The organism is Actinomadura meridiana (assembly GCF_039537545.1).
Taxonomy (GTDB): Bacteria; Actinomycetota; Actinomycetes; order Streptosporangiales; family Streptosporangiaceae; genus Spirillospora; species Spirillospora meridiana.
Genome location: NZ_BAABAS010000019.1, coordinates 97,401 through 113,041 on the forward strand (window position 1 = coordinate 97,401; position 15,641 = coordinate 113,041).

General features: G+C 68.4%; 13 protein-coding genes, 3 pseudogenes and 1 riboswitch. Of the genes and pseudogenes, 5 read left to right on the forward strand and 11 right to left on the reverse strand.

The genetic code is table 11. The annotated features are described in order from the left end of the window. Positions 1 to 84: 84 nt before the first annotated feature. Positions 85 to 1,005 (forward strand): phosphotransferase, encoded by a 921-nt coding sequence (locus tag ABD808_RS25300; RefSeq protein WP_344900958.1) that lies wholly within the window; start codon positions 85 to 87, stop codon positions 1,003 to 1,005. Between the two features lie 118 nt (positions 1,006 to 1,123). Here ABD808_RS25300 and ABD808_RS25305 read toward each other — a convergent pair whose 3' ends face one another. Next, positions 1,124 to 1,426 (reverse strand): hypothetical protein, encoded by a 303-nt coding sequence (locus tag ABD808_RS25305; protein ID WP_344900961.1) that lies wholly within the window; start codon positions 1,424 to 1,426, stop codon positions 1,124 to 1,126. Between the two features lie 265 nt (positions 1,427 to 1,691). On the opposite strand from ABD808_RS25305, the gene ABD808_RS25310 reads away from it, so the two are divergent. Next, positions 1,692 to 2,609: an NADP-dependent oxidoreductase gene (locus ABD808_RS25310; protein ID WP_344900964.1), complete on the forward strand. Its 918-nt coding sequence runs from the start codon at positions 1,692 to 1,694 to the stop codon at positions 2,607 to 2,609. A 609-nt stretch (positions 2,610 to 3,218) separates the two neighbouring features. Continuing rightward, a pseudogene (locus tag ABD808_RS25315) lies at positions 3,219 to 3,887 on the forward strand (response regulator). 277 nt (positions 3,888 to 4,164) lie between these two features. Here ABD808_RS25315 and ABD808_RS25320 read toward each other — a convergent pair. Both ABD808_RS25320 and ABD808_RS25325 read right to left on the reverse strand, forming a co-directional pair. Further along, positions 4,165 to 4,782 carry a GNAT family N-acetyltransferase gene (locus tag ABD808_RS25320; RefSeq protein ID WP_344900967.1) on the reverse strand — a complete coding sequence of 206 codons (618 nt, stop codon included), beginning with the start codon at positions 4,780 to 4,782 and terminating at the stop codon, positions 4,165 to 4,167. 7 nt (positions 4,783 to 4,789) lie between these two features. Further along, positions 4,790 to 4,878, reverse strand: a riboswitch (SAM riboswitch). A 163-nt stretch (positions 4,879 to 5,041) separates the two neighbouring features. Then, positions 5,042 to 5,248: pseudogene (locus ABD808_RS25325) on the reverse strand (ATP-binding protein); the annotation flags it as partial. Between the two features lie 7 nt (positions 5,249 to 5,255). Between ABD808_RS25325 and ABD808_RS25330 the strand changes: the two are divergent. Next, a pseudogene (locus tag ABD808_RS25330) lies at positions 5,256 to 5,444 on the forward strand (helix-turn-helix domain-containing protein); the annotation flags it as partial. A gap of 140 nt (positions 5,445 to 5,584) precedes the next feature. Here ABD808_RS25330 and ABD808_RS38615 read toward each other — a convergent pair. From ABD808_RS38615 to ABD808_RS25370, 8 genes are all read right to left on the reverse strand, one after another. Next, positions 5,585 to 5,863, reverse strand: a complete 279-nt coding sequence (locus ABD808_RS38615; RefSeq protein WP_425548983.1) for a hypothetical protein — start codon at positions 5,861 to 5,863, stop codon at positions 5,585 to 5,587. Between the two features lie 490 nt (positions 5,864 to 6,353). Then, positions 6,354 to 7,013 carry a cysteine hydrolase family protein gene (locus ABD808_RS25340; RefSeq protein ID WP_344900970.1) on the reverse strand — a complete coding sequence of 220 codons (660 nt, stop codon included), beginning with the start codon at positions 7,011 to 7,013 and terminating at the stop codon, positions 6,354 to 6,356. Beyond that, the gene (locus ABD808_RS25345; RefSeq protein WP_344900973.1) at positions 7,001 to 8,527 is read right to left on the reverse strand and encodes an MFS transporter; all 1,527 of its coding nucleotides are present in this window, start codon (positions 8,525 to 8,527) and stop codon (positions 7,001 to 7,003) included. Before ABD808_RS25345 ends, ABD808_RS25340 begins: the two co-directional genes overlap by 13 nt. A gap of 58 nt (positions 8,528 to 8,585) precedes the next feature. Beyond that, complete coding sequence (locus ABD808_RS25350) at positions 8,586 to 9,980, reverse strand: hypothetical protein (protein ID WP_344900976.1); 1,395 nt, start codon at positions 9,978 to 9,980, stop codon at positions 8,586 to 8,588. Next, a complete protein-coding gene (locus ABD808_RS25355; RefSeq protein ID WP_344900979.1) occupies positions 9,977 to 10,792 on the reverse strand; it encodes an alpha/beta fold hydrolase in 816 nt (271 codons plus the stop codon). Before ABD808_RS25355 ends, ABD808_RS25350 begins: the two co-directional genes overlap by 4 nt. Before the next feature lie 40 nt (positions 10,793 to 10,832). Continuing rightward, a complete protein-coding gene (locus ABD808_RS25360; RefSeq protein WP_344900982.1) occupies positions 10,833 to 11,159 on the reverse strand; it encodes a GYD domain-containing protein in 327 nt (108 codons plus the stop codon). A 19-nt stretch (positions 11,160 to 11,178) separates the two neighbouring features. After that, on the reverse strand, positions 11,179 to 12,864 hold the full coding sequence (locus tag ABD808_RS25365; RefSeq protein ID WP_344900985.1) for an amidohydrolase: 1,686 nt from the start codon (positions 12,862 to 12,864) through the stop codon (positions 11,179 to 11,181). A gap of 88 nt (positions 12,865 to 12,952) precedes the next feature. Then, complete coding sequence (locus ABD808_RS25370) at positions 12,953 to 14,404, reverse strand: carboxylesterase/lipase family protein (protein ID WP_344900988.1); 1,452 nt, start codon at positions 14,402 to 14,404, stop codon at positions 12,953 to 12,955. Positions 14,405 to 14,505: 101 nt separating this feature from the next. Here ABD808_RS25370 and ABD808_RS25375 point away from each other — a divergent pair, with 101 nt between their 5' ends. Next, a complete protein-coding gene (locus tag ABD808_RS25375; RefSeq protein ID WP_344900991.1) occupies positions 14,506 to 15,240 on the forward strand; it encodes a TetR/AcrR family transcriptional regulator in 735 nt (244 codons plus the stop codon). The last annotated feature ends 401 nt before the right edge of the window (positions 15,241 to 15,641 follow it).

The window sequence follows — 15,641 nt, forward strand, 5'->3', positions numbered from 1 at the left end:
CACCGCCGCGGCGTGGCGTCAGGTCGGCCGTGCGGTGATAAACCCCGTGCGTGTGTGCCCGCGTGCTTCCTAGGATCGGGTCCTGTGTTGTCCCGTCCTTCCACCATCAGTGACGAGGCGATCGCACATGCGGTCGCTACGCACTGGCTGCCCGAGATCGCCGATATCAGCTACCTGCCGTGGGGTTTCGGCGCGCATCATTGGCGTGCGATCGGCGGGGGCACCACGTTGTTCGTGACGTTGGACCAGTTGGAGCCCCGGCACACCGCGACGTCCCTGGAGGCCGCCTACGCTGGGGCCGCGGCGCTGGCCGTCTCTGGTCTGGATGTGGTGTGTGCGCCGTTGCCCGCCCGGTCCGGGCGGTTCACCGTCGACGTCGGGGCCGGCGCGCTCAGCGTGACGCCGTGGCTGGAAGGCCGGAGCCCGGCCGAGGCGGAGGCCCGCGAGCCCCGGCATGCCCGTGAGGTCGTTCTCGCGCTGGCCGCGCTGCATCGCGCTCCCCCGCCTGATGGTCTGCGGTCTTGGACTCCGCAGGTCGGCCCTGAATTCGCGGATGAGTTGCGAGTTCGCACCGCCGAGCCCTGGACCAGCGGCCCGTTGGCGGAGCAGGCACGGGTTGCTCTTGCCGCACACGACGACGCGATCAAGCGGTGGACGGACCGCTACCTGGAACTGGCGGAAAAAGCATTCTCCCGCCGGGACTCATGGGTGCCGACACACGGCGAGCCGCACAACGGCAACCAGGTCATTACCGCCCGAGGGTTGAGGCTCGTCGACTGGGAGTCGCTGGCTCTCGCACCGCCCGAACGAGACTACGCCGACCTGCTCGACGCGGCAGACCTCTTGCTCCCCGACCCCATGATGGTCGAGTTGTTCGCGCTGGACTGGCGGCTTTCCGAGATCGTCGAGTACGCGCGCTGGTTCGCCGCCCCGCACACCGGCACCGACGACGACCACACCGCTATGGAAGGGTTGTACGAGGAATTGGCAGGGGGCGCGAAATAGTCTCGCGATCCCTGCACCAACGAATGGCTGCGGCCCCGAGCTTCACCAGCTCCGGGGGGTCGTCGCTGCTGAGTCGGAGGTCACGCCCGGCGGGCATACGGCCGTCCGGATCTCCTGGTCAAGCGACGGGGCCGCCGGGGAACAGGGCGCGGGGCTCCAGGTCCAGCCGGGTAGTCGGGACCGCGTCGGGCGGGTCGAGGTCGAGCACCAGGTCGCCGAGCCGGCGGACGGTGTGTGTGATGTACGGGGTGATGGTGGCCAGGTCGTCGTGGTCGACCGGGTGACCCTCGGCAGCCAGCACGTTCGTGGCGTCGGTGATGTCCAGCGCGATCGAGTAGAGACCGCCGCCCGGTACGCGGCGTGCACGATGGCCGCCGGGTTGAAGGTTGAACCCGGTGCGGTGGACCGGTACGCCGCGCATTGGCCTCAGCTGGCGACCACGCCCGTGGTGAGCGACGCCGAGTGCGGCTGCCCGCCCGTTCTGGGCCTTGATCCACTCCACCGCCAAGGTGTATCCCGGCTTGGTGAATCGTGCGGTCGTTCGTCAGCGGGTACGCCGGGAGGCGTGGCTGCGGTAGGTCTGGCCTCGCGTACAGGTCGCGTGCGCGTCGAGGCCCACCGGAGTGGGGAACACAGTCACAGAGCTGCGAGCAGAGCCAGCGAGCACGAGGTATACGGAGGTAGCAATGAAGGCAATCGTCGCGACTGATCAGGCTGCGGAAGCGGCCGGGATCACGCTGGCGGAGCGGCCTGAGCCGACGCCGGCGATCAACGACGTCGTTGTCGAAGTCCATGCGTCGGGCTTCGTCCCGGCGGAGTGGGAGTGGCCCTCGACGTGGGTGGATCGCTCCGGTCACGACCGAGCCCCGGCGATCATTGGCCACGAGTTCGCCGGAGTGGTCGCCTGCCTCGGCTACGGCACGACGGGGCTCTCGCTGGGCCAGCGGGTGTTCGGGATCACGGACTGGCACCGTGATGGAACCCTGGCCGAATACGCGGCCGTGGAGGCGCGCAACCTCGCGCCGCTGCCTGGGGCCGTCGACTTCACGGTGGGTGCGAGCTTGCCGATCTCCGGCCTGACCGCTTGGCAGGGCCTGTTCCAGCATGGTCGTCTTCAGGCGGGGCAGAGCGTCCTCGCGCACGGCGCCGGCGGCGCGGTCGGATCGGTGGTGACGCAGCTCGCCCGGGCGTTCGGCGCTTACGTGATCGGTACCGGGCGGGCGGCGGACCGCCAGGCGGCGCTCGACTTCGGCGCGCACGAGTTCCTCGCCCTCGACGAAGGGGATCTCGAAGACGTCGGAATGGTCGACCTGGTCTTCGATGTCATCGGTGGTGACATCCAGAGGCGCTCGGCGAGCATCATCCGGCCTGGCGGGACGCTGGTGTCGGTGGTCGGGCCCGCTGAGATTCGCCCTGTCGACGGTCTCGCGGTCGACTTCGTCGTCGAGTCCGTTCCCAGTCAGCTGGTGGAGATCGTCGACCGGGTGCGGGACGGGCGCCTTCGCACACACATTGGAACCGTCGCGACCCTCGACGACGCCGTCCCCGTACTCAACCCGACCGAGCGGCGCAAGGGCAAGACCGTCATTCGGGTGCGTCCCTGAGCCTCCTGAAACGGACGAAGCGACAGGATCTGACGAGGGAAAGTTCAGGCAGGCAAGGCGCGATCACCCTGTCCACCCTGGCCCGCGACACCGCCGCACGCACCGGCGACCAGCGCGGCGAGGGCCAGGTGCTGAACAACCTGGGTCCACTACCTTCTCCACGAACAACGGATCGGTGGAGATCTTGAAGGTGTCGGCCCGGTGAGGCTCCGCATCTGGTGAACCGGCTGGGCGGCTACAAGGACATCCAGGTGACCCGGGACGACACGACCGGATGGCTCCGCGCCCCCATAAACAAAGAACGCATCCTGACCGACGTCCTCCAAAGCGGCCCCGGCCTGATCTTCAGCTCGACGAGCACTTCGCGTTTGGACCGCGTTAGAACCAGCACGGGCGATCTCGGGCACCCTCAGGCCGCCGACCATGTTTCGCAGCGGTGGTACCGGCCAGGCATGAAGGCGGAGCGGGCGAAGACAAAGCTTGACGACTACGTCACTGCTTCACGGCGGTACCGAGCCGAGCTCACGGCCCGAGATTGCCACTGTCGCCGTCGACGAGGTGTGGGACGCTAGCAACGTTGGGACGTTGGACGACGGCATGATGAAGTGCATGGTGGAACGTTCTCTTCGGGTGGTCCTGGCCGAAGACTCGGTCGTCCTGCGTGACGGCATGGTGGAGTTGCTGTCCGCGCGGGGCTGCGTGGTCGTCGCGGCGGTCAGCTGCGCGGAGGACCTTCTGGCGGCGGCTGCGGAGCACGGCCCGGACGTCGCCCGTCGTGGACATCCGGATGCCGCCCTCGCACACCGACGAGGGCATCCGTGCCGCCCTTGAGCTGCGGGAACGTTGGCCGGATGTCGGCATCCTCGTCTTCTCCCACCACGTGGAGGCGATCCTGGCAGAGCGGCTGCTGTCGGCCGGCGCCGCCGGAGTGGGCTACCTGCTCAAGGAGCGGGTGGCCCGTACCGCCGAGCTGGTCGACGCTCTGCACCGGGTGGCCACGGGAGGGACGGTGCCCGATCCGGAGATCGTCGCGGGCTGCTGCGGGGCGGCGCCCGGCGGAGCCGGATCGGCTCGCTCGCCCCGAGGGAGCGGGAGGTGCTCGACCTCATGGCGCAGGGCCACTCGAACCGGTCCATCGCCCGGCACCTCGTCGTCACGGAGCGGGCGGTGGAGAAGCACGCGGCCGCCATCTTCATGAAGTTCGACCTGTCCCCCACCGAGTCCGACAACCGCCGGGTCAAGGCGGTGCTCACCTACCTGACCGGGGACGGTACGTGATCCACGCGGGTCCGGCGCCGCGGCCCGCGACGTAACCATGCCGTCGAGAACGGGCACCGTTTGTCGATGGATTCGGGCACCAGTTGGTGATCGACGGGCGGAGAATGTCGTTGAGTTTGGGCACCACTTCGGGTCCGAGAGGAGCGCGGTTGGGAGCTTGTTGCGTCCGGCCGGACCGACACGTGGCTCACCGAACTGACGCATTCGCTCACCTGCGTCAGGTTCGATGAGACATGCCAGTCGGGTCGCTGGCCCGTCCCATGGCGCCGGTCCCGAACTACCCCGTGCTCACGGTGGTGAGGCGAGCATGCAGCGTCGACTTCACGGTCGGCCATTCAGCAGCGACCACGGAGAACATGGCCGAATCTCGCAGCATCCCCGCTTCGCCGGGCGCCCACGAGGGCGACCAGTTGCGCAACACGCCCTCGAAGCGTGCGCCGAGGCGCTCAATCGCCCGACGTGACCTCTCGTTGCGGGCGTCGGTCTTGAGGTCGACGCGGGCCACGCCCAGCGTCTCGAACGCATAGGTGAACAGGAGGAATTTCGCCTCGACGTTGATCCCGGCGCCCTGTGCCGATGCCCCGAGCCATGTCCAACCGATCTCGATGGCGCGAAGGTCATGCCGTTCCGGCCACGTTCGGGGATTCCAGAACGCAGTGCATCCCACCGCCCTCCCGTCCCGTATCCGAACCTGCGCGAAGGGAGTCAGCCCCTCACGAGTGAGCTGGGCCGCTAGGTACTGCTCGACCTCGGCGGCACGGGGAACCACGGTGAACTCGTAGGAGGAACGATCCTCCTCTGCCGCCCGTGCCAGATCCGACGCGTGCCTCATCGCCAGTGGCTCCAGTCGAACGGACGATCCATGGAGCACGGGAACATCGAGCGGCACGCTCATTGGGCTCTCCTCATCGTTCCTGGCGTTGGCACCTTTCCCTTGGGGAGGTTGCCGGACCGTCAATGGGCCAGGTCCCTCGGATCCTCTGGATGATCTCGGTAGAGAGATCGTGCCTTAGTGCGAAGACGACGTCAAACACGGTTGGCTGCGTCCGAGAGGCTCCTGCAGGAGCACGCGATCGGCCCGGTTCTGCCTCTGTCAGATTCGGTGACCGTGGCAGGCGTTCGGGCCAGCCGGCGTTATGTTCTGCTCGGGCGCGGGTCTGGGCGAGGCGGTACGAGTCGGTGCCGGTTTCGATGATGTTGTCGCCGAAGGTGAGCCGGTCGACGATGGCGGCGCAGAGACGGGGATCGGCGAAGGTCTTGGTCCAGCCGCCGAAGCTGTCGTTGGAGGCGATGGCCAAACTGTTCTTCTCCTCCCGCTCGGTCAAAGCCTGGAACAGCAGCTCGGCGCCGCGGCGGTCCAGTAGCAATAAAGGCGCCGATCCGGCCCGAGGAGGTCGCCCGTGCTCCCTTCCGCTGGAGGACCGGGTGTTTCTGGTGGGGGCCGACTGGCGGACGGGACTGACGATGCGCGAGCTCGCCCCGCTGTCTGGCATCTCGAAATCCGCGGCCAACCGCGTCATCGACCACCTGGGCCCTTTGCTGGCGCTGCACCCACAAGCGGTTCCGAAGCAGGCGGGGCCAGCTGCGGCATCGGGGGGAGATTGCTGGCTTGCGGCGTCGGCGCGCTGGGCAAGGATCGCCACTGCTGACCATTTACCATCAGCACCGATCGTGCGCTCCTATCACGCTGCAATGCTTCAACACGCGTTCGACCTGAGACCGCCCACCTGGGCGGTTACGGTCTGGTCCTCGGCCGCCGTCACCGGGGGGGCGGCCATGGCGTTGATGCCCTTGCGCCAGGCGCCGTGCCCGGTCAGGCCGTCGTGGCTCGCGGCGCAGACCTCGTCCGGGGTGCAGAACCCGGTCAGCAGGATCAGCGCGGAGCGGGTGGTGTAGTCGAACGCGGCCTCCAGGCCGGGGAAGATCGACCCGAGCAAGGCCCGGAGCCGGTTGACGTGGCGGCCCCAGTCGGCCATCAGGCTCTCGCGATATCCGGTCAGCCGGGTCAGCTCGGCCTAAGCGGATGAAAAGGGGTCATTGATCGCGAGTGCCTCCTCCTGTGGCGTCGCGAGCGCGCGGGCCGGAGGGCTACTTGGCCAGGCGATGACGGCGGCGTCGACATTTCGTGTCCTCGGACCCTTCGCGGGATCGGCGGGATGTTCTCATCCACGTGCCCGGTTCCAACGGCCTTTTGGCCGGGCTATCCGGTCGCCATCGAGGTCGACAAATTCCGTCTCCGCCTCCCCAAGGGGAGTGCGTGCTCGACGCAGCCTCCGCGGCACGACCCGAGCGGTTTCGCGACGTCGCCACCCGGCCCGGGCTGCCCGACCGTCCACCGTCGAGCCACGGGGGACTGACAGACCAGCGCAGTATGGCGTGTCTCATTCGGTTGGACGCTTGCTGTTACCGGTGTTTGCATCGGCCGGATCCCGAACGGTCCGCACGGGACCGTTCGGGATCCGGTGTTCAAGGCCGCGTCTGCGCGTGCGAGGACTCCGGGAGCAGCCAGCCGGAGAACTCGTCCGCGGTCACGACCGCGGTGGCCACGTGGTTCGCCCACTCGACGAAGGCCTCGTACTCGTACTTGCCCATGCTCGGCTCGCCTGGGCAGCAGTCGGGCAGGACGACAGTTCGGTATCCGAGGTCGAGTGCCTCCCGGGCTGTCGACTCCGGGCATCCACGGCTGCTGATCCCGATGACGAAGAGGTTCATCACGCCGTTCATGACGAGGATCCGCCCGAGGGGGGTGCCGCTGAAGGCGCTCAGGCCGGTCATCCGGATGGTGGTCTCGCCCTTCTGCGGCGCCACGGCCTCGTAGAACTCCGCGTCCCAGCTGCCCACGAGATTCCTGCCGACCTCCCGGATCTCCCCGAGACCTCCGCTCTTGCTGTTGAGCTCCGGGTAGCCCTCCGACCACGCGCCTTGCGCGAACACCACCAGCAGGCCGGCTCGCCTCGCGGCGGAGAGCGCCGTCTGGACCTGCGGGATCGCCTTCGAGATCATGGCCGGCCACGGTGGCGAGTTCCGCATGAAGAAGCCGTCCGGGTGCACCGCGTGGTTCGTGTAGTGCATCACCACGAGCGCCGATCGCCCGGGGTCCAGCTCCGCCAGAGTCATCTGACCCATTTCCGGTTCCCTTCTCCATCGATTGAGCTATTACCGAGTTCGGTGGACTTCGCATCCGTGGAAGGCGAATTTCGCGAACGGGCAGGAAGGGCGGCAGTGAGCACCACCGCGGCGGCCACGACGACGAGGGTCAGCCAGATCACCGTGGTGAACGCGTCCCAGGACGGCACTGCGAGACCGGGGATCAGGTCGCTCGCCAGCACGCTGCCGCTGATCTGACTGCCGAGCGCGCCACCCACACTCCGCAGCACGAATGGGAGTCCGGCCACGCTGCTGGCCCGTTCCGCCGGCACGGAGCCGGTGACCACGTTGATCAGTTCGGTGAACACCAGCCCGATACCGATGCCGAGCAACCCCGCGGCCGTCGCGACGGTCGCGGCGCTGGACGCGGCAGCGAGCAGCGTGGCGCAACTGCCGAGAATCAGGAGGTTGCCGAGGATGATGACCAGCCGTGGCCCGAGCAGCCGGTCCAGCGGCCCGGTCACCGCCGCGGCGACCCCTCCGGCCACCCCGAAAGGCACCAGGATCAGGCCGACGGTGGTGGCGATGCCGCCGAGACCGTAGCCGCTGGATTCCGGTGCGGCGACGAGGTTCGGGATGCCCACGTAGGCCAGAGTCGTCGCGAAGCCGACGACGAACGAGAGCAGCGCCGTGATGCCGAGCATGCGTCGCCTCAGCCGGAGGTCGACAAGTGGTTGCTCGACCCGCAATTCCACAGCGACGAAGGTCGTGAGGAGTACCAGCGAGCCCGCCACCGAGCCGAGCAGACCCGGGGAGAGCCATCCCCAGTCGGGGACTTTGGTCACGCCGATCAGCAGGACCAGCAGCCCGCCCGCCAGTAGCGCCGCGCCGGACCAGTCGACGGTGCCCCGGCGGTGTGGCCGCATCGGCGGGAGTGCCACGGCGGTGACCAGGGCGATCAGCAGCAGCAGCACGAACGCGCCCCAGTACAGCCACCGATAGCCCACCGCCTCGATGACCGGACCGGCGAGGGCGGGCCCCAGCCCGGCGGTGAGCGTGACGCTGCCGATGATGATCCCGTTGCCACGGCGCAGCAGCCGCGCCGGCAGCGTGTCTCGGACGATGCCGGTCGCCAGCGGCGCCAGGCTCAGTCCCGCGCCCTGCAGGACCTGGCCGATCGCCAGGGGCAGCACGGAGGTGGCCGACCCGGCGAGCCCCGTCCCGGCCGCGACGACGACCAGCACGCAGAGCAGTATCTTTTTCTTGTCCGCGATGTCCGCGAGCCTGCCCAGGAGTGGGGTCGTCACTGCCGACGACAGGAGCAGGCCGGTGAACACCCAGGCCACCGATGCGGGCGTACCGCCGACCCCGACCTGGATATCGTGCAGCGCCGATGCCAGCATCGATTCGAGAAGGAAATAGACGACGATTCCGCTGGTGACTACCGGGAGCACTGAGGACGGTCGTGGTGAAGGGGACATGGCAATACCTCCGCGGGCGGAGCACAGAGTCCGAAGCAGCCGGCATCGCCGGCAGCGGGGTGGATTCACCATCCATCGCCGCGGCGCGGAATTCGCCGCGGCTTGCAGAGAGCGGGCTAGGACGAGCGGTTCACGCGTCCGGGATCCAGGTGCGGTTGTACCGGCGGACGGCGAGGCCGCGCTCGTCCACGTCGGCGAACCGCGCCGGCGTGTTCGGGTCCAGAACCGAGGCCATGTGGTTGAGTGACGTCGGTGCCGTATCGTCCCAGCTCCCGGTGTCCAGCCGGCGGGTCATGACCTCCAGGAGTGCGGCGCTTTCGGCGGTGTTGGCCGCTAGATGCCCGGCGGCGTCGACGAAGGCGAAGCGGACCAGGTCTTCTCGTCCCATGGCGTGCGTTCGCTCGCGATATCCCTCGGCCAGGCTGAACGGGACCGCGGTGTCGCCCAGCCCATGCACGCGCAGTACCGGAACGCGAGGTTTGCCGGAGACAGTGCGCCCGGGCGCTTTCCAGAATTCGAGCGCGAATTCGGAAGCCTCCACGCGTGGTGCCGCGTTCACCCGGGCTAGGTCGGCGTCCACGTTGAGACCGGCCTCCTCGTAGAGTTGCGCGACCGCGTGCCGATAGTGTTCGTTTCCATTCGCGAAGAAGGCGGCGTAGTCGACGCCGGTGTTCCAGGACAATTGCTGGCCGCGCCCCGCGTTCTCGAAGATGATGCGGCCCGCTCCACCGGCGTTCAACGCGTCCTGGTGCACGAGGTGGTACATGCTGTGCTGTAGGCCGACCGGATCGTCCAGTCGCGGCGCCGGGTGCAGCCCGCTACCCCAGGCGGGCCACTGTCCCAGAGTGATCGCCAGGGCGATCCGTGCCCGGCCCAGTGGGGTACGTTGCGCCGCGTCGATCGCCGCCCGCCAGGACTGTTCGATCGCGGCGTCCGGGAGGTAGGCGATGGTGTCCCCGACTCTGCGCATGCCCGCGTTCGGCAAGCCCGTGACGAGCAGTTCGTCGAGCCGCGCCACGCCTGCGGCTTCGGCCTCCGGGCCAATGAGCGCCCTGAGCGCGAACCACATGTCGAGATGCGTGTTCATGATCCACACCGGCGTATGCGCGTCGAACGCGATCGCGCCGTCGACGCGGTCCGAGAATTCCTCCGCGACGGCCAGTGACAGGTGGCCCCCTCCGGAACCGCCGTACTGGATCACGCGGACGGGCCTCTCGAACTCGGCCTCGAAACGGGCCAGCACTTCGTCGAGCATCGCTATCTCGTGCACCGGGTCGTACTGGAAGAAGTCCAGCGGGTGCCGTGCGGTGCCTGCGATCGCGTACCCCCGCGCCAGCATGTCCACGTAGCGGTCCGCGCTGCCTCCGGTCGCCCCCGTCGACGCGAGCAGGACCTCGTCAGCGGGCACGTCGCCGGCGGAGGCGAAGTCCATGTCGCGGATCAGTACCCCGTTCCAGCCTTCGGGGACGCGCATCAGGAACGGGGTACCGTCGGGCAGCGTTCCGCGCCGTTCGCCGAACTTCATCGCCGATCACCGGCCGGCAGGCCTTCGAGCCAGCCGATCATGACCTGTGCCAGCTCCCGGTGACGCTCGATCTGCACGGAATGGCCGGAGCCTTCCCATTCGACCGCTTTGGAGGATGGATGCCGGAACGTCTCTCTCTCCCACGCTGCCTTCCCCGCCAGGGAATGGACGGCCAGCACCGGAACCTGCCTGCCTTTGAGGTACTCGGTGGCCGTGTCGCGGTGGAACACACCGGAGGCGGCGTCGGCGAGACCTTCGTAGGGCTTCCAGGCCATCTCGTCCGGCATGCTCTGGATGCGCCGGCTGTTGAAGGTCGGCAGGAACTCCGGTGTCGCCAGTGTCGTGCCGGCGGCGGTCATCTGGTCGAGCAGGAGCCGCCGCCCTTCGCCCGGTGCCTTCTTCCACCTCTCCCGCCCGGCCTCCAGTACCGCCACGAATTCCGTGGTGTGACCGTATGCCGGGTCCACGGCGACCATCGCTTCTACGAGGTCGGGATGCTCGACCGCCATCGACGCGGCCAGCGCGCCACCGAGCGAGTGCCCGACCGGGACCACGGGTCCTCCGCCGATGTGCCGGACGAGACGCACCATGTCCCGCACGAAGAGTTCCCATTCGTAGTCGTCGGGCACGCTCGAATGCCCGTGTCCCCTCAGATCGCAAGCGACGATTCGGTACTTGTCGTTGAGCAGCGGGATGAGCCAGACCCAGTCGTTCGAGTCCACTCCCCACCCGTGCAACAGCAGCAGGGTCCGCGGACCCCGCCCCTCGTCGGTGTAGAACAGCCGGACCTCGTCAGCGTCCAGATAGGGCATTCACATCACTCCTTCCTACGGGTCCCGATGGGCCGGCCGGTCACGCCCCGGGCCGCCGGTAGGGAAAGCCCTTCGCCCGGTTCAGGGCGGTGAGCATCTCCTCGACCGACAGCAATGGCACGATCTCGACCTTCGAGTACGCCCCTCCGGCGCTGATCGCCGCTTGGAGCATCGCCGCCGCCGTGTTGTCGGGGGCCTCGAAGAGCCCGTACACGTCGTACTCGCCGAAGGCGTACCAATAGCCATGGATCTTGCCGCCGTAGAGCGAGGCCGCCTTTTCCGACGGCTCCCGTCGATCCTCCGGCCTCTCGATGAGATCGGCCCAGGTCTGCGGGGTGGCTTTGGACCGGATCAGGTAGAACGGCATTGTTCGGCACCTCGCGTCGTCACGCCCGTTCGTGGACCAGTTCGCCCTCGAAGTAGGTCTCCAGGACCTTCAACTCGGCCACTTCTCCGTCCGGACAAGTCAGGACGTCCCGGTCCAGCACGGCCAGATCCGCGTATTTCCCGGGTTCCAGCGACCCGATACGGTCCTCCCGCATGAGCGCGTAGGCGGCGTTGCTCGTGTACATCCTGAGCATCTGCTCCCGGGTGATCGCCTGGTCCGGAAGCAGCACACCGGCGAGCGTGTCGCTGGTCAGCGCCGAGTACTGGCCGAGGAAGGGCCGCTCGGGATCGTAGGTCGCGGCCGGAATGTTGGAGCCGCCGCTGACCACGAGGCCCGCGTCCAACCAGTCCCTGGTGCTGGGCGCCCACATGCCGACCGCCTGTTCCCAGGCGTCTGGAGCGATTCCCCGGTGGAACCCGGTGGCCTCGATCTGGCTGTGCATCCGCAGGGACCGCTCGGCCGCGTAGTAGCTGAGCAGCGGGTTGGGATTCACCATGAGCCCCAACCGCTTCGCGCGTTCGATGTCCTTCGGGCTGCGCAGCCCGTGCGGATGCGTCAACGTGTGCCTTTGTTTCACGAACCCGGCGAGGTCGGCTTCCGCCGCCGTCTCGAGGATCGACAGCACTTCATCGACCGACTCGCTCACCCCGATGCTCGGGGGAATGGCGACCGTCCAGCCGCGTGCGACCGATTCCAGGACCATCTCCCGGAGCCGCGGTTCGTCGATCTGCATCCAACCCTCGAGGTTGTAGCCGATCGACACGCCCGCGACCCACAGTAGATCGCCGCCCATTTCCCACGGCTCGAAATAGGAGCCGAAGAACCGATCCCGGTCCTCCTTGGCCCACAGGTGCCGCTCGGGCACCGCGACCAGCACGCCCAGCCGGTTCCGCAGCAGGCCGCGCCTGCGCGCCTCCACCCAGGCGCGGATCTCGACGGGGTAGGTGGCATCGTCGCGGACGGTCGTGATGCCGCAGGCGAGGTTGACCCGCTGCTGCGCCAGAGCCGCGTCCACCAGCGCTTCGCTTTCGACATGCAGGAAGTCCCACTCCCATGCCGGCCCTCCGACCAGCTCGGACCACCGTTCCCGCGCGAGGTCGGCCGCACCACCGATGAGCTGGCCGGTGGGTTCGCCGTCCGCGTCGCGCGCGATGATGCCGTCGGGCCCGGTGGGGTCGGGCGTGTCCCTGCCGATCCCCGCCAGCCGCAGCGCGTAGCTGTTCGCGATGATCGGCCTGCCGCCCTGCCTGATGTAGACGGGATGGTCCGGCGCGATCTTGTCCAGGTCCCAGCGGTTCGGCCACCGGCCGTCCTTGAGCGCCCCGCGGTACATGCACCCGGCCTCGACCCACTGCCCCTCCGGGGTCACCTCGACCCGACGTTTGATGGCGGAGAGGATCTCGTCGATCGAGGTCTTGGTGATGAGGTCGACCGCGCCGCGATCACCGACCATGTCGATGCCCGCGGTGATGAAATGCTGGTAGCTGTCGATCTGGCCGGGCACGACGCACTTTCCCCGCAGGTCGACCGTCTTCGTCCCGGGCCCCGCCAGGGCTTCGATCTCGGTCCGCGTACCGACGGCGACGATGACGCCGCGGGTGACGGCCAGTGCCTCGGCGATGGTGAATTCCCGGTCGACCGTGACGATCTTCCCATTTGTCAGAATGAGATCGGGTGCGATCATCGGCTGATGTCTCCTGTCTCCCGAACGGCGTTTGTGGTGAGAGAAATCGACGGCCAGGTACCGGCGCGGCGCGGGCGCGGTGTCCGGATCACCGCGGTTCCCCCGCCCGGGTCCCGGCCACCCCGCTGACCGCGTCGAAGACCATCAGGGTCTTCCCATCGGACGCCGGCCAGCGCGGAAACCCCGGTTCGGGCGTTCCGTCGCGCACGAACGAGATCCACGAGCGGTGCATCCGCGTGCCGAGCGACCGCACCACCTCGGGATCGATCCCGGTGAGGAAGGGCGCGCCGGTCCACTTCTCCGCGTTGGCGAACGTGAAGGGCAACTCCAGGCAGTGTGTGGCACCGAGGGTGCCTCCGAACGCCGGCGAATCGAGGGCGAACTCGTAGGCATAGGTAATCCCGCTGTCCGCGCGGCGGGCGAGCACGTCGTTCCCGGGATTCCTGAAAAGGTGGTCACCGCATTCCGCGCTCAAGACGGCACGCGGGTCGTCCCCGACCGCGTCGGCGTAATCCCGGTAGACGCGCTCGGGATCCTGGTGCCTTTTCCGCAGGACCGCCACGACGTCGTCGACCGTGCTCGTGGCGTACTGCGGATCGGAGGCGAACCGGAACGTGCCCTCGTCTTCCGTCCAGCCGATCAGCAGCTCGATCCGGGGATCGGCGAGCGCGTCCCGCGGGTGCGCGGGCATGAGGTCGTCGAGGACCGGTGTGAAGGCGAGGTCCCACGTACCGAATTCGGCGAACCGGCGGAGGACCGCGATGGTCCCCTCGACAAGGCGAGCGGTGGGCTCCCCGAGGAGGCCGCGACGATCGGCATGGCCGAGCAGGCGCGCCATCGCGTCGGTTCGCTCGGCCGCGTCCTCGTGCGACGGCAGGTCGAGCCCCAGGGGCGCGCTCTGCGCGATCGCGCGGTGGAACAGCGGTGCGGCCGTGGGATGCTGCGCGAGCGCACCGATCGAGAGCGCCCCTCCCGACTGGCCCATGAGCGTGATGGCGCCCGAGTCACCACCGAAGGCGGCGGCGTTCTCGGCGACCCAGCTCAGTGCGGCCGCCTGGTCGCTGAGCCAGAGGTTCGAGTGGCCTGGCACCATGCCGTGCAGGTATCCGAACGGCCCGAGGCGGTAGTTGATCGTCACGACGACCAGGTCTCCGTCGCGTGCGAACGTTTCCCCGGCGTAGTAGGGGATGCTTCCCGAGCCCGTGGTAAAGCCACCGCCGTGGATCCACACCAGCACGGGCCGGCTCGCCCCGTCGAGCCCCGGCGTCCAGACGTTCAGCGTCAGGCAGTCCTCGCTGAACGGCGGAGAACCGTGCTCGCCCAGGACGGTGTTCCCGCCGCCGGGGAGATAGGGCTGGGGTGCGCTCGGTCCGTGACGTGTCGCGTCGCGGACCCCGCTCCACCCCGGGTGCGACCGCGCCCGCCGCCAACGAAGATCATCGACCGGTGGCGCCGCGTAGGGGATACCCCGAAAGACGGTCAGGCCGTCCTCGAGCGTCCCGCGAACGGCACCGCCGGATGTCACCACGACCGGTGGCATCGCACCTCGTTTCTCAGCCCGGACCCCCCAATCCGGCGCTGTGACCAGCATGTATGACTGAACTAATCCGTTTAGTTCAGTCGCTGGTATAGTAGCCCGCCATGGAGCGGCGTCAAGAGACATCCGGGAACGCGCACCACCAGATCCGGGGTCCGCGGGTTCCGGCCGGTGGGGCCGGAGCTCGCGACAAGAAGCGTGCGGCGATCATCGAGGCGGCGCAGGCGGTGTTCCTCGAACGAGGGTTCGCCAACGCCACGATGGACCTCATCGCCACCACGGCCGACGTCTCGAAGGCCACCGTGTACGCCAAGTTCAGCGGCAAGGACGAGCTGCTCACCGAGATCGTCGCCTCGGCGGCCGGCCGCATCGGTCAGGAGATCGACCGGCACACCGGCCCGGAGGAAGATCCCCGCACCAGGTTGACCGCGCTCGCCTGCCGCTACGCCCAGGTACTGTTCGACGCCCAGACGATCGGGTTGTTGCGCCTGGTCGTCGCCGAATCGCACAACCGTCCCGACATCGGCAGGCGCTATCTCGAAGCCGGACCGCTACCGGCGATCGCCCACCTCACCTCCGCGCTCCGGGAACTCGTCGACCGAGGCGATCTCGCCATCGACGACGTCGACCACGCCGCACTGCAACTGGTCGGGATGGTCCAGGCCAAGCGCCTGTACTCCCTCCTCGACCCGAGCCTGCTCCCCTCCGAAGAGGAGGTCACGGCTACCGCCACCGCCGACGTCGAGGTGTTCCTCGCCGCGTACGGCACCGGCGACCGGACGCCGCACGGATCCCGACGACCCGCGACCGGGCGCGAGAAGCGCCAGAAGCGCCAGTAGCGCCACGCCCGGCGGCCGCGGTCGAGCTACGCCGCATCGCCGAGAGCGCGTCGTCACGGTTTGGTCGACGAGTGTCGCTACGCCGCGTAGCCACCGGTCAGGCCGGGCGTGACGGAGTAGTCGAGGGTGTGGCGACGGGCCACCGGGCCGGGGCCCAGGTCCGCGCTCACCAGGCGGGATTTCACCCTTGACATCGTTTTGCGCCTCAGTACACTGACGACAACTGAACTAAACGGTTCAGTTCAGTTCATTCGGCCGCCGTCTCAGCAGACCAGCGGCGCGGTACGGAACGCCCTCTCGTCGGGGTTCGAGGGTCGCTTCCCGCGCCATGTCCGACGATCGACCGTCCCACGAGACCGCGGAGAGGTTCGGTCCAGCCGCCGAGGCGAAGGGCCGCGATG